The following is a 21,667-nucleotide window of genomic DNA, read 5'->3' on the forward strand; positions in this document are numbered from 1 at the left end:
GCCTCCGTTCGGTCAGATCATCTCCCTATCCAACCATGTTGCATGTCTTACTTTGCCACGTTCTCCGGGGTGTCGATCTCGAAGACGCCATAGCTCCAGCCGTGACGATGGTAGACAACGGACGGACGGCCGGTTTCCTTGTTCACGAACAGGAAGAAATCGTGTCCGATCAGTTCCATCTCATACAGTGCCTCATCGATGGTCATCGGCTCCGCGATATGCAGCTTGCGACGGATGACGATCGGAGTGTCGCCTACCTGGACCTCGACGGACTCGCCTGGACCAAGTTCGGCGGCGACGGCGTCGGCCGGGCTGTTGTTCGGCTCTTCGACCTCTTCCTCAGCGGTCTCCTCGACTTCCGGAGTCGGCTCGACGACGCCAAGATCAACCGGGACCGGATCGCTGTAGCCACGACGATGATCCTTGCGACGATCACGGGTGCGACGCAGACGGAGGGTCAGCTTGTCGAGAGCCATGTCCAAAGCGCTGAACTCGTCGGCGCTTGAAGCCTCGGCACGCACCACAGTACGACCGGCGATGACAGTGATTTCAACGCGCTTGGCAGTATCGGCCTGACGCGGATTGCCCTCATGCGACAGCACAATCTGAACACGCTGCGCATCCGGAGCGATAGCGGTCACACGATTCATCTTGCTTTCGACAACGTCACGGAACCTTTGCTTGATCTGCGTATGACGTCCGGTAACGACGATTTCCATGTGGACCTCCCTAGACTCAAGCGGTGTTACCCGCTATATACGGACCAAACAGCTGCTTCGCTGTTCGGTAGTCAACATTGTAGCCGCAACATTGTGATTTCACTGAAAAGTTGACGAAAGAATAATAAAGTTTTTTTGATTTTCCTTTCGTCCGTTTTCTTGCTATTATAGTGCGTTTGAGACCTCTTGATGGCCGCGACCGATCCGTCGGTTGAGGAACTTCCGGGCTCCATAGAGCACGATGGCGGATAACGTCCGCCCAGGGAGACCTGAGAGATAGCGCAGCAGAGAACAGACCGCCTATCGGTTTCGACCGGTAGGTAAGGGTGAAACGGCGGTGTAAGAGACCACCGGGCCACTGGTAACAGTCGGCCGCATGGCAAGCCTCATCGGGAGCAAGGCCAAGCAGAAGGCGTTTGAGGGCTGCTCGCCCGAAGCCTTCGGGTAGGCTGCTAGAGCCTGGCGGCAACGTCAGGTCGAGATGGATGGCCATCCGTGCCTAAGGCACGACAGAACCCGGGGTATAAGAGGTCTCACTCCCTTATCGCATCGACCGATCCCCGTGGCGAAACAGTGTTCAAAAACCGCATAGCCACTATGCGAATCAGCCGTTTCAGACGAACAATTCCTGTGCGATTTCCCGCAGAACTTCAGGATTATGGCCTTTCCTACCACCAGCACTCCAGAACCGTCTTTTACGCACCTCGACATCCAATCCAGCAGTTTTTCTCGCCGTCCGACGTCCCAGCTCCCATGCGGCCTCGGCGAACACGCCTTGGGATTCGGCCTCATCGCACACACGTTGCGCAAGCTGGCGGTCCACACCTTTGCGTTTGAGCTCCATAACCGCTCCCCTATGCCCCATCAGTCGTGATGCGCAGTACCGCACCGCGGACTGGGCGTACGCCTCGTCATCGATGAGACGAACCCGAATCAGTCTGGCAATCACATCGTCCACTATTTCGGGAGCGTACCCTTTGCCAACGAGTCGCTCCCTCACCGCACCTGACGGACGCGGCGCCGCATCAAGCAACCGGAGGGCGGCCTCCCTGCACGCATCCAGATTATTCGGATCGTCAGGGGTTCGCGACACGCCGACCACGACACGCCCTGCGTGTCGTGCGTGTCGCGCACGCTTCGGCGTGTCTTCTTCATCATTGCGCAAAACCTGTCCGCAGCCGGATTCGATTCGGTCGTCCTGCAGCCGCCCGCCGCAGGCAAGGGCAGGGCCCCCAGCCTCGGACGATACCGGCTGGAGGCCCTGCTGTTCAAGAAATTGCTCGGCACTGATCATACGTCATGCCTTGTCGGCGGTCTTGGAAGACCTTACCGCGCCCTTGGCCGTTTCCGGCTTGGCAGCAGATTTCGCCTTTTCCTCGCCCTTGGCATCCTTCGCCGACGCATCGTCACTATCCTCGGCGAATTGGTCGGTAGGCTCAATGAGGCCGAATTCGGCTTTCACCTTATTCTCGATCTCTTCAGTGAGCTCCGGGTTGTCTTTGAGGAACTGACGCACGTTCTCACGCCCCTGCCCCAGTTGATCGCCACCATACGTGAACCACGATCCAGACTTCTTCACGACATTGACCTGCAACGCCATGTCAAGTACAGATCCTTCTTTGGAAATCCCCTCGCCGTACAGCACGTCGAACTCAGCAGTCTTGAATGGTGGAGCCATCTTGTTCTTGACGACCTTGACCTTGGTGCGGTTGCCCACAGCCTCGTCGCCGTTCTTGATGGTCTGGATGCGACGAATATCCATGCGGACGGACGAGTAGAACTTCAATGCCTTGCCACCGGTGGTCGTTTCCGGATTGCCAAAGAACACGCCGATCTTCTCACGAAGCTGGTTGATGAAGATGGCCGTGGTGCCCGCCTGAGCCAAAGCGCCAGTCATCTTACGCAATGCCTGGCTCATCAGTCGCGCCTGCAAACCGACGTGGCTGTCGCCCATTTCACCTTCGATTTCGGCCTTCGGCACCAATGCCGCCACGGAATCGATGACGATCACGTCAAGCGCTCCAGAACGAATCAGCATATCCGCGATCTCCAGCGCCTGTTCGCCGTTATCGGGCTGAGAGACGATTAGCGAATCCGTGTCGACGCCAAGCTTGCGCGCATAGACAGGATCAAGTGCATGCTCCGCATCGATGAACGCGGCGACCCCACCGTTTTTCTGAGCATTAGCCACCACATGCAGCGCCAGCGTGGTCTTGCCGGAGGATTCCGGACCGTAGATCTCCACAATACGACCCTTCGGCAAACCTCCGATGCCCAATGCCATATCCAATGCCAGTGATCCGGTAGGAATCACCTCGACATCCTGCTCGGGACGATCGCCTAATCGCATGGCTGACCCCTTGCCGAAACTCTTCTCGACCTGCGCAAGCGCCGTATCAAGCGCGGCCTGACGACGCGGGTCGATGCCGTTCGCGGACTTGTTCTGTGCGGCTCCCTTTGCCGCGCTCGTCTGTGCCATGACTACTCCTTCTGCCGACTATGACGAATGGTGGCTTCACCGTAAGGCCACAGCATTCGTTCTTGCAAATCCAACGACCGTTGTGGTCGGAAGACATGCAATCCAACGAGTCATAAACCAACATTCCTTGGAAAATCAACATTCTCACGCGACTTGAGGAATTTGGAAACAGCCCGTTTATGTTGTTGTCTGTGGATAACTATATCCCAACATGCGAACATCTGTTCGAAAAGGTGTGTTGTATTCGAAAAAACTCAACGAACCGGCATGGGAGGCGCGTTATGATCTTTGCCCCAACGTTGGGAATCCGGGATGCCCATCTGGTCGCATAGCACATTCCAGACCACTCGAGGCTCCTCGCCCGCACTGAGCGCGTCGACCGCCGTCATACCGCCAAGGCGATCAAGTACCTGATCATGAGCCAACGATCGACCATAGCTACGTCCGAGCACTTCCTCAAGCAACTGCCAAAATTCACGTTCCTGCACGCGCCCCAGTGTACACAGACTTGATTTATATACGAAAAGAGAAACGCCCAGCGAACAATCGCCGGGCGTCATCATGTCATATTCCACAAATCAGACAGTCACGGAATCAAGATAGTCAGCCACCATGCGAAGCATCTGGGCTGTGGACAACCCCAAGGACTGCGCGATGGACGACAGTAGCTCAGAGCTGGCTTCCTTCTGCCCGCGTTCCACTTCGGAAAGGTACCCCAACGACACACCGGCCTTTTCGCTGACCTCACGAAGCGTCCTATGGTCTCGCGTGCGCAGGTCACGCAGCACATGACCGATGGCCTCGCGCAACGAAACCTCCTTGGCCTCATCAGACTGCTCCGGAGCATGCTGCACAGCATGCGTGCGTACACGCTCGGAGTCCTCTTCCTGCCACATTCGCGTCAACGCGGCCTGACGCTCGTCCTTGGCTTTCTTGGCCGCACGAGCACGGAGCACCTGCTGCTGCGCGAACATCACCGCACGCCTCTGAGCTGGTGTGAGTTCCCTGACACGAGCCCCGGCAGCCTGCGCGGTTGCGGGGGCCATAGCCTTGAGTTCCCTCTGTTCTTCGGTGAGTGTCATCGTTTCCATTCATCAGCCCCTTTTCGTGCGTACGTCTGTCCATTATGGTCAACACTCATCTTTGTAGATTATTCCTGTGAATCCACTGAAAGCTCCCTCAGTTTTTGCAGAATACAATGCACGACTCCACGCCGTACGCTTTCCCTATCTCCCTGCAGGCGCAGCTCGAAAGCCTCCGTTCGCCTGGAGCGAACAGATCCAAAACCGTCCGGCAGGGAACAGCCGACGTAGGCAAGTCCCGCAGGCTTGTCTCCGTCAGGTCCAGGACCTGCAACACCGGTGGTCGACAATCCGACGACACAATCGCCGTCCTCCCGCTGCCGGTACAGCCTCGCCGTTCCGAAAGCCATCTGGCGCGCCACTTCGGGATGGACAGCCCCCTCTCGGCGCAACAACTCGGCATCCACACCAAGAATCGACGCCTTGGCGCGAATGTCGTATGTCACGGCGGAGCCAAGAAACACTTTCGACGCCCCCGGCACACGCACGAAAGCATCGGCCAGCAAACCTCCCGTCAACGACTCGGCCGCCGCGATTTTGAAACGATTAGTTTCGCAATATGCAAGAACGGCCGCCGCCAATTCATCGCATTGCGATTGGTTGGCGGCAGCCGTCTGGTTCAAGGATTCAACCATGAATACCCTACTTGGTTTCTTTTCCGGTCTTGTCTGCGGGCTTCTTACGACCGCCGAAAGTATTAACCAGATACTCGCCGCCGGAATACAGGCAGAGAATCAGCGCAAGATAAATCAGCGCGTACGTGATGATGTAGTAGACGGTCATCCACATCGGGATGTCGTTAAACCCTTTCGGAGCCAAGCTCCACATCGGCAGCATCAACATAGCCAGACCGATGCACTGGCAGAGCGTCTTGTACTTGCCCGCCTGGGATGCGGCGATAACCTTGCCGCCCGTGTCGATCACGAAGAAGCGCATGATGGTGATACCGATCTCACGAATCAGGAACAGGGCGGTCACGACCCATCCCAGCACCGGATTACCGAATTCGTTGAAGATGGCGGCAACGATCAGTGTGCCACAGGTGAGCAGTTTGTCGGCGATCGGATCCATCAGCTTGCCAAGCTCAGTAACTTGGTCGTATTTGCGAGCCATCCAACCGTCAAGCTTATCGGTGCATGCCGCGATGATGAAGATGACCGCGGCAACCCAACGCATGGTGACGTTGTCCACGCCCCACGCGCCGGCTTTGGCGTACAGCACCAAAAACACGATGACCAAGATGATACGAGAGAAGGTGACAAGGTTCGGCGGCGCATTCCAGCCGTCAAGCAACGATGATTTGCGTTCTTCTTGCTTTTCCATACCGTTCACGTTACCCTGACACTTCTACTTGCTTACCAATTTGCGTTTCACACGGAGCGTTCCCCGATCACATCGCCTCTTCGGAATCCGCTGCCGAAGAAGCTGCCGAATTCAGCGACGAGGTCTCGCCTTTGATGAAGGCGAGCACCTGCGGCAGATCCTGGGGCTGCACCAACACCTCACGCGCCTTGGACCCTTCGGACGGCCCCACGATGCCACGCGACTCCAGCAGATCCATGAGACGTCCTGCCTTGGCGAATCCGACGCGCAGCTTGCGCTGCAACATGGACGTCGAGCCGAACTGCGATGTGACCACCAGTTCCGCCGCCTGCAACAGCACGTCCATATCGCCGCCGATGTCTTCATCCGGTTCGATGGCCTTCTTGTCGGCTTCCTTGGACATTTCCTCGATATCTTCGCGGTAATGTGGCTTGCGTTGAGTGCGCACGAACTCCACCGCACGACGGATTTCCGATTCGTCGACCCATGCGCCCTGCACGCGCAACGGTTTGGCCTGTCCCATCGGCAAGAACAGCGCATCGCCCTGACCGATCAGGGTTTCCGCCCCGGTGGAGTCGAGGATGACTCGAGAATCCGTGGCGGACGAGGTCGCGAAAGCAAGTCGTGAAGGAATATTCGCCTTGATCAGACCAGTGACCACATCAACCGACGGACGCTGGGTGGCGAGCACCAGATGCACACCTGCCGCTCGCGCCAGCTGCGTGATGCGCTGGATGGAGCTTTCCACATCGTTCTTGGCCACCATCATCAGATCGGCCATCTCGTCGACGACCACCAGAATGTATGGATATGGGGCGACCTTCCGTTTCGACCCGGCCGGCGCGTGCACTTTGCCTGCACGCACGGCCGCATTGAAATCCTTGATGTGACGGAATCCAAAGAATTCAAGATCGCTGTAGCGAGCATCCATCTCCTTGACCACCCATTCAAGCGCCTGCGCGGCCTTCTTCGGATCGGTGATGATCGGCGTGAGCAGATGCGGTATGCCCGCGTATGCCGACAATTCCACTCGTTTCGGATCAACCATGATCATGCGCACCTGGTCAGGCGTCGACCTCATAATCACAGATGTCAGCATGGAGTTAATGAAACTGGACTTACCGGAACCGGTGGCACCTGCCACCAGAAGATGCGGCATCTTGGTGAGGTCGGCCGTTACAAAATGACCTTCCACATCCTTGCCCACACCTGTGAGCATAGGGTTCGGATCATTCCTTGCCTTGTCCGAACGAAGCACGTCACCAAGCACCACGGTTTCACGATCGGTGTTCGGTATTTCGATGCCGATGGCAGACTTGCCCTCGATCACCGACAGGATGCGCACGTCGGAGCTGGCCACCGCATAGGCGATGTTCTTCTGCAGATTGGTGACCTTCTCCACTTTCACGCCAGGACCAAGCTCCACCTCGTACATGGTTACGGATGGACCGCGCAGGAAGCCGATGACTTTGGCATCGACGTTGAATTGCTGGAAGGTGACCGTAAGCGCACGAATCACACGATCGTTCTCCGGCGTGTGCACGGCGTGCGGCGCGCCTTGCTTCAGCATGCCGAGGTCAGGTAGATGGTATGGGCCTTCCGGAATCTCGTCGGATTCATCGGAAACGCCTTCTTCGCTCAAACCGCCATTCAGATCGTCTACGACCTCGTTGGTCGCCGCATCGACCATGACCTGCGTTCCGTTGGATGTGCCGTTCTCATCGATGACCGCCCACGGATCGTCCGCAGCCACGCCGATTGACTTGATTTCACTGGATGGCACCGCTCCAACCATCGCAGGGACGGTTTCTGGAATTTTCGGCATGGTGCCACTTGCAATTCCGATCGGATCTGACGAAAGGGAACGCGCCACAGGCATCTGAGTCATGACGACGGTTCCGCCAGAATCCTGAGCGGAATGTTCGCTGGATGAAATGCTGCGCGGCTGCGAAACACTCTGATATGGTTCGTCAAGCATGGTTTCCGCCGTTTCGCCATGTCGTTCGGCGGCATTGCGAAACGCCTCATCGCCGTCATAGTATTCGAGTCCGTCCTGAGCGCCCTGTTTCTTGGTTTTTGATGATATCAACTGCTTTAAGCGAGAAAACAGCATCGGTTTCTTCTCTTCGGCTGCCACATCGTCGGTCCCATCATGCGCCGGCACTCCCTCGGCAAAGGACAGCGTGGTATCTCCGATGCGCACCTCATTCGGGAATTGCTCAGTCTCGTCATCGTCCGTCTTATTTGCACCGAAACCAAAACGGGACATCAACGCGCATATTTTGTCGGGAACCTCATCAACCCGCGTACGGGTGATCAGCAACAGCGAAAACAGAATGACGACCGCGAAAATAACGATGGCAAATGCTTTGGAAAGCCCCCATGCCAACGGGCAACCAAGCACGTAGCCGAGCAATCCTCCCGATTTCTGCAGCAGTGCCATATCGAAGCCTTGGATGTCGGACGCGAGTGCCGCGTCAAGTATGGAACAGACAGACCACAAGATCATGGACCATCCCGTCGCCATACGCGCATTGTCGCTTTTGCGCTGGGTTTTATGCATAAGGCTGAACACCACTAGCATTAGGAAAACCGGCAAAATGATGCTCATCAGGCCAAACAATCCGGAAGCCATGGCATGGAGCGCCCGGCCGAACGCACCTTGCACCCGGAACCATTCCGAGGCGCAGAACAGCACCGCGAGAATCACCAGAACAAAACATGTGATGTCGCGCCTGTACTTGGTCAAGACGCCCATCACTGGCGATGGTTCGACCGCGTCCATGACCTTGGTCTCGCCGGAACGGGCCTTGCCAGCGGATCTTTTGCCGCTGGATTTCGTGTTGGAAGATGCTGTTCGTGCCATAACGGTCATGATTTTACCCATGGGATGAACCATGACATGTCATTTCCTCGAATCGCACACATTTTCTAACTTAAGGCGGAGGGGAGGCATGATACTGCGAATGAAACCCCGTTGCCGATATGGCAGCGGGGTTTCATTTCAGGCGAGGTCTCCGAGATGATGCTGGGTGTAGGCGTCCGCCTGCACGTCTATGGCGTCGTAGGCGCCTGCATCGGCATGCTCGATGATGGCCATCGCATTGTCTAGCAGCGCCGGATTGAGCGCTTGGAGCCAGTGGATGCGCGGGTCACGGCCGAACCATCCCATCTGTTTGCGTGCCAGACGCTTCGTTTTCTGTGCAATGTCCATGAACGTGTCGTTCAGGTCACGCAACCCGTCCAAATAGTCGACGACCTGCTGGTAACCGAGCGCTTTGGCTGCGGTGATGCCCAGTTTGGGGCGTATGCGCTCCACTTCTTCGATGAATCCGCCTTCGAGCATCTGCTTGGTGCGAATGTCGATGCGACGGTCCAGTTCCTCCCGAGGCAGATCGAGACCGATTTGCACGGTAGGAATGACGTACCGATAGTGCGGAAGGCTTGCCGAATAGGGACGTCCCGTCACTTCGATGACTTCCAGCGCGCGGATGGTTCGTCTCGGATTGTGCGGGTCCATGCGCGCCGCCGCTTCGGGATCCTTGGCCTTCAGCTCGTCGAACAGCGCGCCCGCACCTTCGGCTTTCTCCCGTTCCTCAAGCGCCTTGCGTACTTGCGGGTCGGTGCCGGGGAAGGAGATGTCGTCGATAGCCGCCCGTGCGTACAGGCCGGAACCTCCAACAAGGATCGGACGCACTCCCCTGGCCTGTAGTTCGGCTATTTTCTCGCGGGCGAGCTCTTGGAACCGCGCCACGGACATGGCATCGTCCGGCTCGATGATATCGATGAGATGATGCCTGACCCGTGCCTGCTCCTCAGGGCTCGCTTTGGCCGTACCGATATCCATGCCCCGATACATCTGGTATGCGTCGGCGTTGATGATTTCCGCCTGTTCGCCTTTGCGCGCCAACGCTTTGGCGACGGCAATGCCCAACCCGGTTTTGCCGGATGCGGTTGGACCGACAATGGATACGACCTTACGCTGCAAGGCAGGATCGGCATCCCCTGTTTTGCCTGTTGTTTCAGAAGTCTCAGTGTCGAACGGCATAGGTCTGCCCCGCCTTCAAATCGGGATCGGCGATGAGATTGTGGCGCCCCGCATGGGTGATGGTGGCGGTCACGAAATCGCCTACCTGCGGCATTGGCTCGCCTTCGGGCACACCGACATGCACGAGCACGCCGGTTTTCTCTCGCCCGGTGACGCGATGGGTTGCGGCATCCTTCTTGCCGGATGCGCCGGTGACCATCACTTCGACGTCACGGCCTTCGAAGGTTTTGAGATTTTCTTCGGTGATTCGTTCCTGCAATGCCACGAGTCGTTCGAACCGGTCTTGGGCCACGTCGTGCGGCACCTGCTCCATTTCGGCGGCCGGAGTGCCTGGGCGCGGCGAATAGATGAAGGTGAATGCGGACGCGAATCTCGCCTCTTCCACCACGCGCAAGGTTTCCTGGAAGTCCTCTTCGGTTTCACCCGGGAAACCGACGATGATGTCGGTGGAAATCTGCGCATCCGGCATTGCCTCACGAATTTTTCGCAGAATGTCAAGGAACTTCGCGGAACGATACGACCGGCGCATGGCGCGCAGGATTCGGTCAGATCCGGACTGCAGCGGGAAGTGCAGCTGGTGCATGACATTGGGCGTTTCGGCCATGGCTGCGATTACGTCGTCGGTAAAGGCGGCGGGATGCGGCGAAGTGAATCGCACGCGCTCCAATCCTTCGATCTCACCGCATGCGCGTAATAGCTTGGAGAAGGCGAAACGGTCTCCGATGCCGTAACCGAACGAGTTCACGTTCTGGCCGAGCAGCGTGACTTCCTTGGCTCCTTCATCCACGCACTGGCGAATTTCGGCAAGAATGTCTCCCGGGCGACGATCATGTTCCTTGCCTCGGGTGGTAGGCACAATGCAGAATGTGCAGGTGTTGTTGCATCCGACGGAGATGGCCACCCAGCTTGACACCTTCGACGCACGGTCGGTGGGAAGCTGGCTTGGGAAGTAGTTGAGCTCCTCTTTGACCTTGACCTGGGCATGGCCTTCGATACGTGCCTGATCGAGCAGCTGCGGCAGTGAGCCGATGTTCTTCGTACCGAACACGGCATCGACCCACGGCGCCTTTTTGGCGATTTTCTCACGGTCGAGCTGTGCCATGCAGCCGCCGACGGCGATCTGCAGGTTCGGGCGCTGGCGCTTCATTTCGGCCCACAGGCCGATGGTACCGTACATGCGCTCCGCCGCGTTTTCTCGCACCGCGCACGTGTTCATGACGATGAGATCCACGTCATGGTCGAGGTATTGCCCCTCGGTGGCGGGCACGTAGCCGTCCGCTTCAAGCACGCCTGAGATACGTTCGGAATCGTGCACGTTCATCTGGCATCCGAGGGTGTGCACATAGAACACGCCTTTGCCTCTCGTGGCGGTGTCTTCTGCGGTAGGTTCCGCGAGTTTCGAGGCGCGCTCCGCCTCGGTCATCATGTCTTCGTTCATAGTGTTCCATGCTATCGGCAGGGATTCCCAGCACGCGCCGTACTGTGCTTGGCATGTTGAAGGATTGAAGGAATAACGTTTTTTCAGCGCTTTTCCAGTTTTCCACGCTCCTTTTGGGTACACTATGGAACCGTGATACTTGATAGACAGAGCCGCATCAATACCAGTGAACTGCAAGCGCGATTGAAATCGATAAATTTCGACGATGGTTCGTTGCCATCCAATCAGATCACCGAGTTCATCGATCAGATGCAGGTGTACGAGGGTGCGATGTATGAGATTAGCACCAAGTTGGAGATTCTTGATTCCGAATTCCAGGTACGTTTCTCCCATAATCCCATCCATCACATAGAACGCAGGCTGAAGTCCATCAATTCCATTCTCGGCAAGCTGGAACGTAAGGAGCTGCCGCTGACGGTGGAGTCGATCAAAGACAATCTGTTTGATGTGGCCGGCATTCGCGTGATCTGCAATTATCGCGATGACGTGTATTCAGTATCGAATTATCTGTCTGCCCAGAACGATATTCAGGTGTTGCGCGTGAAGGATTACATCAAGAATCCGAAGCAGAATGGTTACCGTTCGCTGCATGTGATTTACGCGGTGCCTGTTTTTCTGTCTTCCGGACCGCATTACACGCCTGTGGAGGTGCAGTTCCGCACTATCGCCATGGATTATTGGGCGAGTTTGGAGCACGCTCTGCGCTATAAGACGGATCTGCCCGACACGAAGCTGTCGGAGCATTCGCAAACGCTGCTTGATTGTGCGAGGAGTCTGCAGAATATCGAAACGCAGATGCAGAACATCCACCGCGACATTAATGGCGCGCCTCAGGCTGGCGAGGCCCCTAAGGCCGATTGACGTCCGCCTGCCTGCGTTTGGCCGCGTGCAGAAGCTGGTCGATGGGCAGCTGGGCGAGTATGGTGCCTGCGAAGATGAGCGCGCAGCCGATGTAGGCTCGGGTGGCCATGACCTCGCCAAGCAGGAGTGCGCCGCCGACTGCGGAGAAGAACGATTCGAGCGACATGATCACGGACGCTCTGGTCGGAGGCACAAGTTGTTGGCCTACGACCTGCAGCGTATAGGCTACGCCAGCGGAGCAGACGCCCGCGTAGACGATGGCAATCCAGCTTTGCGCGGCACCGGCCCAGTCGATGGACCCTTCGATGATAGAGCCAATCCAGCTGAGGACCGCGGTGGTGGTGATCTGCCCGAATGACAGCAGGATGGGGTCCATGTCTCGCCCGAAGGTGTCTATGACGAGGATATGCCCAGCGAAGAGAACCGCGGTGAACAGCAGCACCATGTCCGCCAGGGTGATGGATTCAAATCCGTCTGTGACGCACAGCAGGTAGAAGCCGATAACGGAGATGGCGACGCTGATGACGACGCTGAGGTGCACTCGTCGACGCAGTATGACGAAGGCAAGCAGCGGAGTCATGACGATGTATAGCGCGGTGATGAAGCCAGATCGTCCCGCCGATCCGGAGTAAAGGATGCCGTATTGTTGGACGGTGCTTGCGGTGAAAAGCACGATCCCACAGATGATGCTGACCACGATGGGATTGCCGGTCCATTTAGGCATGGCGACAATTACGCCGTTGCCGAGGGTGATGGACGGTTTTCCCTGGGCTTCACGACGTTTACGCTCTTGTTCCGCTATGGTGCTGCGACGAAACCAAAGCAACGGTATCAGCGAGATGGCTCCGAGGGTGAATCGGGTGGCTCCGAAGAACAGCGGTGTTGTGGAGTCCATGCCTTGCACTTGCGACACAAATGCGAATCCCCAAATGAGGGCCGCCAGTACGAGGCATGCCATGCCACCAATCTCTTTTCTCTGCATGAACACCCACCGTAAAGCATGTCTTTTACCAACAAATAAAGCCTGACCACATTCTGGTCAGGCTTTATCCGTTACATCGACCGAGGAGCAATTCCGAGGACGTTCCATCATTTGGATTTCAGTCGCGATTGCCAAGGAGTTGGAGAATATACATGAACATGTTCACGAAATCCAAATACAGATTCAACGCGCAAAGGATGGAAACCTTCTTGACCATTTCGGGGCCTTGGGCGGAATACTGTTCAAGCATGGCGCGGGTGGCTTGGGCGTCGTAGACGGTCATACCAGCGAAAAGCAGGAGGCCGATGGCGGAGACGATCATGAGGGTGGTGTTACCGGGGGCGAAGATCATGAGAAGCACTTCGGCGATGATGAGCACGATGAGGCCGATGAAAAGGATGGGGCCGGCCTTGAGCATGTTAATCTTGGTGGTGCGTCCGAACATGGTGAGCGCGAAGAAGAAACCGGCACACAATGCAAGGGAAATGCCGATGGTACCAAGATCGTAGGCCATGAAAATGGTGCTGAGGGTGAAGCCCATGAGCGCCGCATACACGTAGAACATGACGTATGCGGTGGAGACCTTCATTTTATGGATGCGCGCGCCAAGGTATATGGCAAGCACGATTTCAATGACGGCGGGGGCGAAGATGCCGATAATGCCCGTGGTTTGGACGAGCGCTAGGTACGCGCCGCTCATTTGGGTGATGATGGCGACCACGGCGGTGACGATCAAACCGAGGGTCATGTGCGCGTATGCGCTGTTGACGGAACTGCGTTCGGCCTGCTCGTAGGAATAGGTGGCCTGCACGTTGACCGCGGCGGTACCGTTGGGCGCGTAGGCGTATTGCGGCTGCGCATTGTACTGGTTGTACTGTTGGTTGTACTGGTATTGATTGTTGAAGCCGTTATTCTGGGCGTTGTTACCCTGGGGCTGCTGACCGAATGCCATAATCGCTCCTTTTTGCTCGATTGCGCATCACGATACGGCATTTTCCTGACGATTTCATGAATATTGGCTTAATCTCGTATTTTCTTCAGAGCCCGCATAGGTTTCGCGTTCGACACGAGGAGTGTGCCGGACGCGAAAGACTGGGACATGCCATGTCAGGTGGCGAACTTGTGCGTCACTTTGGCGGTGTCGAGTTCCTGACCGTTTTGGAAAACTTTCGGACCTTCCCCCGTCGACGTACCGGTACGCACCAGAATCTGGTGCACCATACCGATGATGGCGTGCGCTAGTTTCGTCTGTCTGGCGCAGGCATCTTTCGCGTCCCAACAGTATGCGCAGGATAGCGCACCTTATTTATGGATGATCCTATGCGCGCTCGTTGCGATTTCTTCGGGCTTGATCCTTCTGTCCCGCAATAGCCACCCGCAGGCAGTGTTCTGGACCGCATGCCTACTGGTGGTGCTCCCCTTCGATTCGCTGATCGTGCTTATGGCATTGACTCCGCTGCTCGCCAGGCGTCAGGATGTCAAGATGACGCTTCGTTCCGTATTGACCGCAGCGGCGGCGACCATCTGGTCCCAGGTGCGCGATGCGTTGCAGTCTGCCGAATTGACCCGCGATTCGCTGTTGCGGTTGATTGGTGACGTTCGCGCCGCGGGCATGCGGATCGACACGTGGATCGATATTCAGCAGTTGGGCCAGTTAGATGATTCCATCAGCATGATCGCGTATCGTGTGGCGCAGGAGGGGCTCACCATGAAGCGTTTTGTCAAGTGCTTTTTGAGTTATTGACGCAAATTATCGTGAAAGTGCGAAAGTGCAAAGGGTCTGCGTTTTGCACTTTCAGCTTGCGGTTTCGGGGGGGGGCTACTCCTTCTTGATGAAGTTGTACCATTGAACCGCCCACGCGCCTTGCGCCTAAAACCGCGCTCATGTTGCGCTTGGCGTTCTGCACCGTTCTCTCGGATATTCCGGCTTCGGCTGCGGCTTTTACAATGTCCTCGCTGGCAAGCTCTTTCCCGTCTGCAAGCAGGTCAAGTATCAGCCTTTCAGCCTGTTCGGTTTTGGTGGCGCTGTTGCCGCCCGCGCCGGACAGCAGCTCGTCGGCGGTGATGTCATATTCGCCTACCCACGAAAAGACCGTTTCGGGGTCAAGACAGAACGCCATCGGCTTGCCCTCCGGCGCAAGAGAAGATTTGTCATGCACGATTACCCGGATATTCGGCTCACGCTTCACGCACCCGATCAGCAAGACGCTCCTTGCTGCGGCGCGAAAGTCGATAGAACCTAATCCCCGGTATGCGCTCTGCCCTCCGGCTGATTTGTTTAAGTGTCCAATAAGCACAACGGCGCACCCGGCACACTCCGCAACATCGGCAAGGCGGCGGAACATGGGGCGCACTTCGTTTGCCCGGTTCATGTCGGTTTTTTAGCCCATGTACGCTTGTATGGGGTCAAGGATAATCAGACGCGCCCCGTTCTGTATGATTGCTTTCTCTATGCGCTCGTCGGACAGGGTAAGCTCCCGTTTTGCTTCATCAATCACAAGCACCCGGTCAAGGTCTGCGGCAGCTTCTATCAAGCGGGGCTTGACGGTATCGCCCAAACCGTCCTCGGCGGTCTGATAAATCACTTGAAACGGCTGCATGGGCTTCATGCCCGGAAGCGTCCCGCCAGTGATGCAGGCAGCGGCAAGGCGCAGCGCAAATGTGGTCTTTCCCTCGCCGGGGTTGCCCTGTACTATGGTTATTTTCCCAAAGGGGATATACGGTTTCCATAGCCATTCGACGGTCTGTGTGTCAATCTCGCTCATGCGGATAATCTCAACGATTTCCTCCTGCGGTGGCTCTTTCAAGCCGTAGACTGCTTCCCGCAAAAACTTTCCGTCTGTGATTTCCGCCCGGTGCTGCAACACCTCGTTCCAATCCTTGAAAAGAGGGATAAGCCGGTGGACGGCGCAGCCCTCCGGCATGAGCTTCACGAGGCGGCTACAAGCGTCGTTTCCGGCTTCGTCGCTGTCAAGGCAGAGATAAACGGTCTTGATGTCCGGCGGTTGGGCTGCGCCTTTTTCTCCTGTCAGCAGTTCAACGGCTTCGGTGAAGCTCTTGCCGAAAACTCCATGACAAAATCAACGGGGCCGCCGCCTTTGCTTTGGCTGTGGCGATACCATTTGTTTCCCCGGACGGTCAGGCTGTCGTGCCGCGTCCAGCGGTATTCCTGTCCGGCGCGGGTAAGCTGCTCGCCCTGTGATTGCAGGAACAAAACAAGGTCAGCTTAGTTCGCCCGGTCTATCTGTTCTTGGGTGTAATACATAAGTTTTGATACCTCGCTTTCTACGGTTGAATTGTTCATAGTTTTGATGTAGAACGAAACCGAAAAATCGGAAGTTAGTGAGGTGCCGGATTGTGAATGAAAGAGAAAGAATTATTCACTTATGGTTTGAAATGTGGCTTACAAAACAGGATTTAGGTATTGATAATATTTTTGCAGAAGATGTAATTTATACTGAAAGTTGGAGTCCAAAATATAATAACCGTCAAATCGTAAAACACTGGTTTCAGGAATGGAATACTCGTGGCAAAGTCGTTGCTTGGGAAATCAAACAATTTTTCCACAAAGGAAATCAGACGATTGTGGAGTGGTATTTCAAAAATGAAATGAACAATGGGAGCATAGAGGAATTTGATGGAATTTCCCTGGTTGAATGGACAAAGGATAATAAAATAAAATCATTGAAAGAGTTTGGTTGCAATTTGAATAATTATAATCCTTATGAGCATAGTGACTTGCCCGAATTTAGGGACGAAAGAGCAAGTTGGTTTTAATATTAGGAATCAATAGCGTCCATTTTATCGGAAAACATTTAGGACGGACAGGCAAAGCAATGCGCGTAGACATGCGCTTGGAACGCCGGTGACGTTGCAGGTCAATGCGAATCCTTCACAAGGAGTGCATGTGCATGTCAGCAATCCGACGATATCGCAATCTCATCCCGATACGGCAAATCCAAGGAAGGGGGCTGGACTTCCCAGTTTGGCGGAACGTGTTCGGAGAGCTGGTGGAGCATGCCAATATGGTTTTGACCAACATAACGTCTTCCACCTTGATGTGCGACTACCATGGGTTGGGTGAGCACCGAGCGTAACCATGACGAGCAGCCGATCACCGTCGGCGTGATTGATGATGATCCGATGATCTGCCAGATGATGCGTTTGATTTTGGAGGATTATTCCTCCGGACGCATCAGCGCTGTGTTCACCTGCACCAGCAACAGACTCAGTCCCGACGTGACGAAGCACGCGCCATGCTCGACGCTTTGCCGGAGCGCGAACGTGAAGCGGTCATCCTCGCGGCCGAAGGATTCGCAAATGCAGAAATCAGTGAAAGAATGTTCATTTCCGAACGCACGGTCAAAGCGCATCTTTCATCAGCCGCAGACAAACTCTACATGGGCCGCGTGCAAATGGCCCGCCTAGTGGAACGCGCCAACCTGCCGCCACGACTATGACATCACACACTCGTACACTTGAACACAGAGCAACGCAACGAGGGGGAACGCCATGTCAATCAACGCAACGGAAAAACCATTAGGCAAGATTTTCACTTCGGATTACCGATTCGTCATCCCATCATTCCAACGCGCGTACACCTGGCAAACGGAAAACATCGCGCAACTGGTCACCGATCTGCAGGACGCATGCCACGATCCGGACACACCGTATTTCCTCGGATCGCTAATACTCGTCCATGATGGACAAACCAAATACCAGGTCATCGACGGACAACAACGCCTCATCTCACTTTCCATCATCATTTCCGTACTACGCGAACTGGAAGACGACCCCGAACTCATCGAAAGCCTCAACGACCTCATCGTCGAACCGGGAGACAAACTACGCGGCATCAAAGCCGAGCCACGCCTCAAACTACGCGAACGCGACACCAATTTCTTCCGCATGTACGTGCAGGAAGGCGATCTGGAAGGACTGTTCGACCTGCGCGACAACGACATCGAATCGTACGCGCAACGCAACATCGCCATCAACACCAGACAAGTATTCGACGAACTCGCGAAAATGCCAACCCAAGACCGCCGCGCATTCGCCTCATACCTCGTCAACGAAGTCACCCTCGTCATCGTAACCACCGACGACCTCGCCGGCGCACACCGCATCTTCGACGTCATGAACATGCGCGGAGTGCCCCTCACCGCATCCGACGTATTCAAAGCAAGAACCATCGCGGAAATCTCCCCAGCCGCACGCAACGCCTACGCCTCCCGATGGGACGACATCATGGACCCGCTCGGCGATGACGCACAAACACTCGAAGCGTTCTTCAGCGATATCCACCTCATCATCTCGCATAAAGCCGTCTGCACGCAACTGCTTGAGGAATTCCGCAAAGACGTGCTCAAACCGTACGTCAAGAAACAGAACGTCATCTCCTTCATCGACGATCTGCTAGCCCCCTACGCCAACGCCTGGCGCATCATCGACCATCCGACCGATGCCAACCTGCCAGATGACATCATTGGCCAACTCGTATCCCTCAACGACTACCAAACCACCGACTGGAAACCAGTAGCCATGTGGGCACTCGTCAACTCCATACGCAACCTCGGCAACCCCGACACACGCATATTCTCCGCTCCAGGCACACACGCGCCAACAGCCACACGCACCTCGAAAAAAGACCTCGAAGAACCACAGCTGCACGACCTCGAACGACTCCACGACGTACTCGCGGCCCTGGAACGCGCAACCGGTGTGGATAGTCTCAACAGACAAACCCCACTCAGCCGCCGCACACGCTCAGCCAGCACCATTCGCGACCTCGACAAAAACCACACCATCCAACAAATACGAGGACTGCTCATCACCGACGAAGACCGCCGCAGCGCGCTCGCCCACCTGCGTGGCGAGTTGCAGACCAGTCCCACCATGAAGAAACTGCTGCTGGTACGCGCCAACGAGCAGCGAGCCGGACATCGTATCATCCGTCCACGTAGCCTCAACGCGTTGCCGATCATGCCGGAGCAGGTGGCTTCCGATTCATCGTTCGCCGCATGGCCTGAGGCGACGCGCGACCATTGGACCAACCGCATCGGCAATCTTGCGCTCAGCCAGGCCAACGACAAGCAGATCGCAGAATTGGCCTCCTATGAGGACCGTCGTGACCGCATGCTGCTGTCATCGAGTTCAAAACGGTTCCCACTCACCGCGGAGCTGGCCGATATCGCGGACTGCACGCCTCAAACCTTGCAGTATCGACAGGATGAGACCGTTCGTCTGATCGCCGACTATTGGAATATCCGCTATGATGCCGAACGCAATGATCTGTCCACGCTCAGCGAGGAATCGTTGAGCGTTAAGAACACGTCCACCTCGCCGACGTCCAAACGTGTGTCCATCGCGCAGGTGCTCGCCGCTGGTCTGCTCATTCCCGGCGAGACGCTGGTGTGGGATCGGCCTCGCAAGGGCGAACGTTGGGTGGCAACCGTCACCGCGGAAGGCAAGCTGCGCATGGATGACGGCAACGAATATTCCACGCCAACCGCGGCCGCACGCGCCGTCGGCGGCAGTTCGGCGGGATTAACCGTATGGAAGCGCACGTCGAACGGCCAGAAGCTCAGCGACGTGTGGAAGGCCTATCGCCTACGCAAGCACTGAAACCGCTGTTCGTTTTGATGAGTTTGCCGTTTATCGACGTTTCCTATTGGCATGCGAGCCATTCGACCGCAAGTTTCGTACGATTCGTAATGTTCGTTTTCGCGAGAATATCACTGATACGATTGCGAACCGTGCCTTCGCTTAAAAACAGTTTCGCAGCGATCTCACGATTATCGTACCCCTCGGCGACCAGTTGCATCACGTCCCGCTCACGCTCAGTGAGATTCGCGAAACGACCGGAAAAACAATTTTCCCCGTTATCGCCAGCTTGCGAAACGTGACGCTGCGTCTGACTCGCTTTATTGACATGCAGTTTCCGCAACACCTGCGCTCCCATAACCACCTGTCCGGCCATCACCGACTGCACTGCGGGAATCACCGATGAGACATCCTGTTTGATCAGGTAGCCTTTGGTGCCGATTTCCAACGCCTCAGCGATGTACGATTCGTCCGCGAATGTGGTAAGTATCAGGATTTTCGCATTCGGATGGGCGTCGATGATCTTTCGCGACGCGGCAAGACCGTCCATAACCGGCATTTGCACGTCAATCAGCAGCACGTCCGGATTATCTTCTTCATACTGCCCTACCGCGGTTTCGCCATCATAGGCCGTCCATGCAATATCGGCCGTGCCTGTCGCTTTGAGAATCGTGGACAGCGACGAGCATACAATTGGATCATCATCGACGATTGCGACTCGCATCATACGTTCTCCTTCGTTGTTGCGGACGCTGCCGCATCATCGTCCGTTTTGGGAATGGACATGAACACCCGCCACCCCTCATGATACGGGCCGCACACCGCGGTACCGCCGAGCGCCCGCGCACGCTCCTCGATATCCGCCAATCCAATGCCTGAAGCATCACGCATCGTCGCCGTACGCGCGGCATCATGGAACTGGCGAAAACGAGCGGAAGACTCCCCCATCATACCGTTGATGTTTCCTTGGGAGCCATCGCTCCACAGGGCGCCATCATCCTGTATGCGCAGCTGCCATAACGCAGGAAAATCACGCAAGGTGATATCGACATTGCGCGCCATACTATGGCGAATCGTATTGTTCAACGCCTCGCGAATCGTCGTGGCGAAACAGCGTGACACCGCAGCCGGAGCCGCATCGATGCCGTTGCTCAAGGTGACGTTCACTGTACTGGAATCGTCCAAACCATGCGCGGACGCCTCAATCTGCGCCACGAAATCCATGCCTTCGTCTTTCAGATCATGCACCGCGCCCCGCACCAACGTCATCGCCTCGCCCACCGTGTCGTGAATCTGCGCGAACCCTTGAGCCGCCTGCCCCCGGCCAGAAACCTGAGCCACCACTTGAGCCGCTTCGGACTGCATGATGGCCCGGGTAAGCATATGGCCGACATTGTCATGAATCTCGCGCGCTATGCGTGTACGCTCCGCGAGCGTGGCCACACGAACCGATGCGGCGCGATCTTCCTCGCTTTCCGCCAATTGCGAACGCAGTCGGCGGATCTGGTCACGTTTGGAATCCTGAAGCCGCTTGTTCTGCCGGGTGAGCGTGACATTGCGCGCACACAACAGGCCAACCATGAATCCCAACACTATATGCAATGCCATCAGTACGGCGATGAATGCAGCTCCCATATCATCCGCATGCGCGCCTGCATTACGGCAACGGACCAAGGTCGCCACTACGGGAATGATCCACGCCCATCGTGCGATGACCGTCGTGATTTGCATCGCATCGTATTGTGGCATGCTCAGCAATTGCGAACGCAAGCCGGCATGGTTCCGTCCCGCACGGGGTTGTTCGACGTTCTGTGATATGGCGGGCAGCATGGCCGCGTTGTATGCGGCAACCGGCATCATCGCGCCCCATGATGGCGTGAAGCATGCGCCGCAATCCAACATCAACAGTATGGCGATGGTCCATGCCGACGAGCGCGCGTATTCCCCTACCGAGGCACAGCATATGCCCAGCAACGCGCCGCATACCAGTTCAGCCGATACGTCTCCGACGATATACAGGTTTGCGATCAGCCCGAACGTGAGGAATATGGCTTGAAGCAATAATCGCCGCATGCCTTCCTCCATCGTCGACGCTTCTTGTGGTTATGTCTTACCAGCGTAGTGTACGTTGC

General features: G+C 56.2%; 20 protein-coding genes, 1 other RNA gene and 1 pseudogene. 6 read left to right on the forward strand and 16 right to left on the reverse strand.

Annotation, left to right across the window (positions count from 1 at the left end):
* Positions 1-47: 47 nt before the first annotated feature.
* Complete coding sequence (gene hpf / locus NBH13_RS06075; RefSeq protein WP_099571268.1) at positions 48-719, reverse strand: ribosome hibernation-promoting factor, HPF/YfiA family; 672 nt, start codon at positions 717-719, stop codon at positions 48-50.
* A 177-nt stretch (positions 720-896) separates the two neighbouring features.
* Here hpf and rnpB point away from each other — a divergent pair.
* An RNA gene (gene rnpB, locus NBH13_RS06080) (RNase P RNA component class A) lies at positions 897-1,259 on the forward strand.
* Positions 1,260-1,332: 73 nt separating this feature from the next.
* Here rnpB and NBH13_RS06085 read toward each other — a convergent pair.
* The 9 genes from NBH13_RS06085 to miaB all read right to left on the reverse strand — a co-directional run bounded on the left by NBH13_RS06085 (position 1,333) and on the right by miaB (position 11,089).
* Positions 1,333-2,013: a regulatory protein RecX gene (locus NBH13_RS06085; RefSeq protein ID WP_099571269.1), complete on the reverse strand. Its 681-nt coding sequence runs from the start codon at positions 2,011-2,013 to the stop codon at positions 1,333-1,335.
* A gap of 3 nt (positions 2,014-2,016) precedes the next feature.
* Positions 2,017-3,198 (reverse strand): recombinase RecA, encoded by a 1,182-nt coding sequence (gene recA, locus NBH13_RS06090; RefSeq protein WP_099571270.1) that lies wholly within the window; start codon positions 3,196-3,198, stop codon positions 2,017-2,019.
* A gap of 254 nt (positions 3,199-3,452) precedes the next feature.
* On the reverse strand, positions 3,453-3,686 hold the full coding sequence (locus tag NBH13_RS06095) for a DUF3046 domain-containing protein (protein WP_180753391.1): 234 nt from the start codon (positions 3,684-3,686) through the stop codon (positions 3,453-3,455).
* Positions 3,687-3,776: 90 nt separating this feature from the next.
* Positions 3,777-4,289, reverse strand: coding sequence for a helix-turn-helix domain-containing protein (locus tag NBH13_RS06100; protein WP_144164028.1), 513 nt, complete (start codon positions 4,287-4,289; stop codon positions 3,777-3,779).
* A 59-nt stretch (positions 4,290-4,348) separates the two neighbouring features.
* Entirely contained in the window at positions 4,349-4,915 is a 567-nt protein-coding gene (locus NBH13_RS06105; RefSeq protein WP_099571272.1) for a CinA family protein, read from the reverse strand.
* A gap of 7 nt (positions 4,916-4,922) precedes the next feature.
* Positions 4,923-5,603, reverse strand: a complete 681-nt coding sequence (pgsA, locus tag NBH13_RS06110) for a CDP-diacylglycerol--glycerol-3-phosphate 3-phosphatidyltransferase (protein ID WP_099571273.1) — start codon at positions 5,601-5,603, stop codon at positions 4,923-4,925.
* 67 nt (positions 5,604-5,670) lie between these two features.
* On the reverse strand, positions 5,671-8,469 hold the full coding sequence (locus NBH13_RS06115) for an FtsK/SpoIIIE family DNA translocase (RefSeq protein WP_250779290.1): 2,799 nt from the start codon (positions 8,467-8,469) through the stop codon (positions 5,671-5,673).
* Between the two features lie 138 nt (positions 8,470-8,607).
* Positions 8,608-9,591 carry a tRNA (adenosine(37)-N6)-dimethylallyltransferase MiaA gene (miaA, locus tag NBH13_RS06120; RefSeq protein ID WP_144164024.1) on the reverse strand — a complete coding sequence of 328 codons (984 nt, stop codon included), beginning with the start codon at positions 9,589-9,591 and terminating at the stop codon, positions 8,608-8,610.
* Between the two features lie 43 nt (positions 9,592-9,634).
* Positions 9,635-11,089, reverse strand: coding sequence for a tRNA (N6-isopentenyl adenosine(37)-C2)-methylthiotransferase MiaB (miaB, locus tag NBH13_RS06125; RefSeq protein WP_180753701.1), 1,455 nt, complete (start codon positions 11,087-11,089; stop codon positions 9,635-9,637).
* A 132-nt stretch (positions 11,090-11,221) separates the two neighbouring features.
* Between miaB and NBH13_RS06130 the strand changes: the two genes are divergently transcribed.
* A complete protein-coding gene (locus NBH13_RS06130; protein ID WP_250779291.1) occupies positions 11,222-11,950 on the forward strand; it encodes a GTP pyrophosphokinase in 729 nt (242 codons plus the stop codon).
* Here the strand turns inward: NBH13_RS06130 and NBH13_RS06135 are convergent.
* Together NBH13_RS06135 and NBH13_RS06140 are read right to left on the reverse strand one after the other, a co-directional pair.
* Positions 11,937-12,932, reverse strand: a complete 996-nt coding sequence (locus tag NBH13_RS06135) for a DMT family transporter (RefSeq protein ID WP_250779293.1) — start codon at positions 12,930-12,932, stop codon at positions 11,937-11,939. The genes NBH13_RS06130 and NBH13_RS06135 overlap by 14 nt on opposite strands.
* Before the next feature lie 118 nt (positions 12,933-13,050).
* Positions 13,051-13,884: a Bax inhibitor-1/YccA family protein gene (locus NBH13_RS06140; RefSeq protein WP_250779294.1), complete on the reverse strand. Its 834-nt coding sequence runs from the start codon at positions 13,882-13,884 to the stop codon at positions 13,051-13,053.
* Between the two features lie 276 nt (positions 13,885-14,160).
* Between NBH13_RS06140 and NBH13_RS06145 the strand changes: the two genes are divergently transcribed.
* Positions 14,161-14,676 carry a hypothetical protein gene (locus NBH13_RS06145; RefSeq protein ID WP_180753702.1) on the forward strand — a complete coding sequence of 172 codons (516 nt, stop codon included), beginning with the start codon at positions 14,161-14,163 and terminating at the stop codon, positions 14,674-14,676.
* Here NBH13_RS06145 and NBH13_RS08765 read toward each other — a convergent pair.
* Both NBH13_RS08765 and NBH13_RS08770 read right to left on the reverse strand, forming a co-directional pair.
* The gene (locus tag NBH13_RS08765; RefSeq protein ID WP_250779295.1) at positions 14,654-15,304 is read right to left on the reverse strand and encodes an AAA family ATPase; all 651 of its coding nucleotides are present in this window, start codon (positions 15,302-15,304) and stop codon (positions 14,654-14,656) included. The genes NBH13_RS06145 and NBH13_RS08765 overlap by 23 nt on opposite strands.
* A 9-nt stretch (positions 15,305-15,313) precedes the next feature.
* Positions 15,314-15,967: an AAA family ATPase gene (locus NBH13_RS08770; RefSeq protein ID WP_502801762.1), complete on the reverse strand. Its 654-nt coding sequence runs from the start codon at positions 15,965-15,967 to the stop codon at positions 15,314-15,316.
* A 322-nt stretch (positions 15,968-16,289) separates the two neighbouring features.
* On the opposite strand from NBH13_RS08770, the gene NBH13_RS06160 reads away from it, so the two are divergent.
* The 3 genes and pseudogenes from NBH13_RS06160 to NBH13_RS06170 all read left to right on the forward strand — a co-directional run bounded on the left by NBH13_RS06160 (position 16,290) and on the right by NBH13_RS06170 (position 19,556).
* A complete protein-coding gene (locus NBH13_RS06160; protein ID WP_099571277.1) occupies positions 16,290-16,709 on the forward strand; it encodes a nuclear transport factor 2 family protein in 420 nt (139 codons plus the stop codon).
* Positions 16,710-17,155: 446 nt separating this feature from the next.
* A pseudogene (locus NBH13_RS08775) lies at positions 17,156-17,392 on the forward strand (response regulator transcription factor); the annotation flags it as partial.
* Positions 17,393-17,444: 52 nt separating this feature from the next.
* On the forward strand, positions 17,445-19,556 hold the full coding sequence (locus tag NBH13_RS06170; protein WP_250779297.1) for a GmrSD restriction endonuclease domain-containing protein: 2,112 nt from the start codon (positions 17,445-17,447) through the stop codon (positions 19,554-19,556).
* A 43-nt stretch (positions 19,557-19,599) separates the two neighbouring features.
* Here NBH13_RS06170 and NBH13_RS06175 read toward each other — a convergent pair whose 3' ends face one another.
* Positions 19,600-20,259, reverse strand: a complete 660-nt coding sequence (locus tag NBH13_RS06175; RefSeq protein WP_250779397.1) for a response regulator transcription factor — start codon at positions 20,257-20,259, stop codon at positions 19,600-19,602.
* Complete coding sequence (locus tag NBH13_RS06180) at positions 20,259-21,608, reverse strand: sensor histidine kinase (RefSeq protein ID WP_250779298.1); 1,350 nt, start codon at positions 21,606-21,608, stop codon at positions 20,259-20,261. The genes NBH13_RS06175 and NBH13_RS06180 overlap by 1 nt, the downstream gene beginning before the upstream one ends.
* Positions 21,609-21,667 lie beyond the last annotated feature (59 nt).

The organism is Bifidobacterium intestinale, from assembly GCF_023656765.1.
Classification (GTDB): domain Bacteria; phylum Actinomycetota; class Actinomycetes; order Actinomycetales; family Bifidobacteriaceae; genus Bifidobacterium; species Bifidobacterium hominis.

Coding starts and splice junctions, on each gene's coding strand:
- NBH13_RS06145 (WP_180753702.1), top strand. CDS start 14,161: ATGGCGTGCGCTAGTTTCGTCTGTCTGGCGCAGGCATCTTTCGCGTCC.
- NBH13_RS06140 (WP_250779294.1), bottom strand. CDS start 13,884: ATGGCATTCGGTCAGCAGCCCCAGGGTAACAACGCCCAGAATAACGGC.
- NBH13_RS06135 (WP_250779293.1), bottom strand. CDS start 12,932: ATGCAGAGAAAAGAGATTGGTGGCATGGCATGCCTCGTACTGGCGGCC.
- miaB (WP_180753701.1), bottom strand. CDS start 11,089: ATGAACGAAGACATGATGACCGAGGCGGAGCGCGCCTCGAAACTCGCG.
- hpf (WP_099571268.1), bottom strand. CDS start 719: ATGGAAATCGTCGTTACCGGACGTCATACGCAGATCAAGCAAAGGTTC.
- NBH13_RS06100 (WP_144164028.1), bottom strand. CDS start 4,289: ATGGAAACGATGACACTCACCGAAGAACAGAGGGAACTCAAGGCTATG.
- NBH13_RS06105 (WP_099571272.1), bottom strand. CDS start 4,915: ATGGTTGAATCCTTGAACCAGACGGCTGCCGCCAACCAATCGCAATGC.
- recA (WP_099571270.1), bottom strand. CDS start 3,198: ATGGCACAGACGAGCGCGGCAAAGGGAGCCGCACAGAACAAGTCCGCG.
- NBH13_RS06170 (WP_250779297.1), top strand. CDS start 17,445: ATGTCAATCAACGCAACGGAAAAACCATTAGGCAAGATTTTCACTTCG.
- NBH13_RS08765 (WP_250779295.1), bottom strand. CDS start 15,304: ATGAACCGGGCAAACGAAGTGCGCCCCATGTTCCGCCGCCTTGCCGAT.
- pgsA (WP_099571273.1), bottom strand. CDS start 5,603: ATGGAAAAGCAAGAAGAACGCAAATCATCGTTGCTTGACGGCTGGAAT.
- NBH13_RS06175 (WP_250779397.1), bottom strand. CDS start 20,259: ATGCGAGTCGCAATCGTCGATGATGATCCAATTGTATGCTCGTCGCTG.
- NBH13_RS06115 (WP_250779290.1), bottom strand. CDS start 8,469: ATGGCACGAACAGCATCTTCCAACACGAAATCCAGCGGCAAAAGATCC.
- NBH13_RS06085 (WP_099571269.1), bottom strand. CDS start 2,013: ATGATCAGTGCCGAGCAATTTCTTGAACAGCAGGGCCTCCAGCCGGTA.
- NBH13_RS06180 (WP_250779298.1), bottom strand. CDS start 21,608: ATGCGGCGATTATTGCTTCAAGCCATATTCCTCACGTTCGGGCTGATC.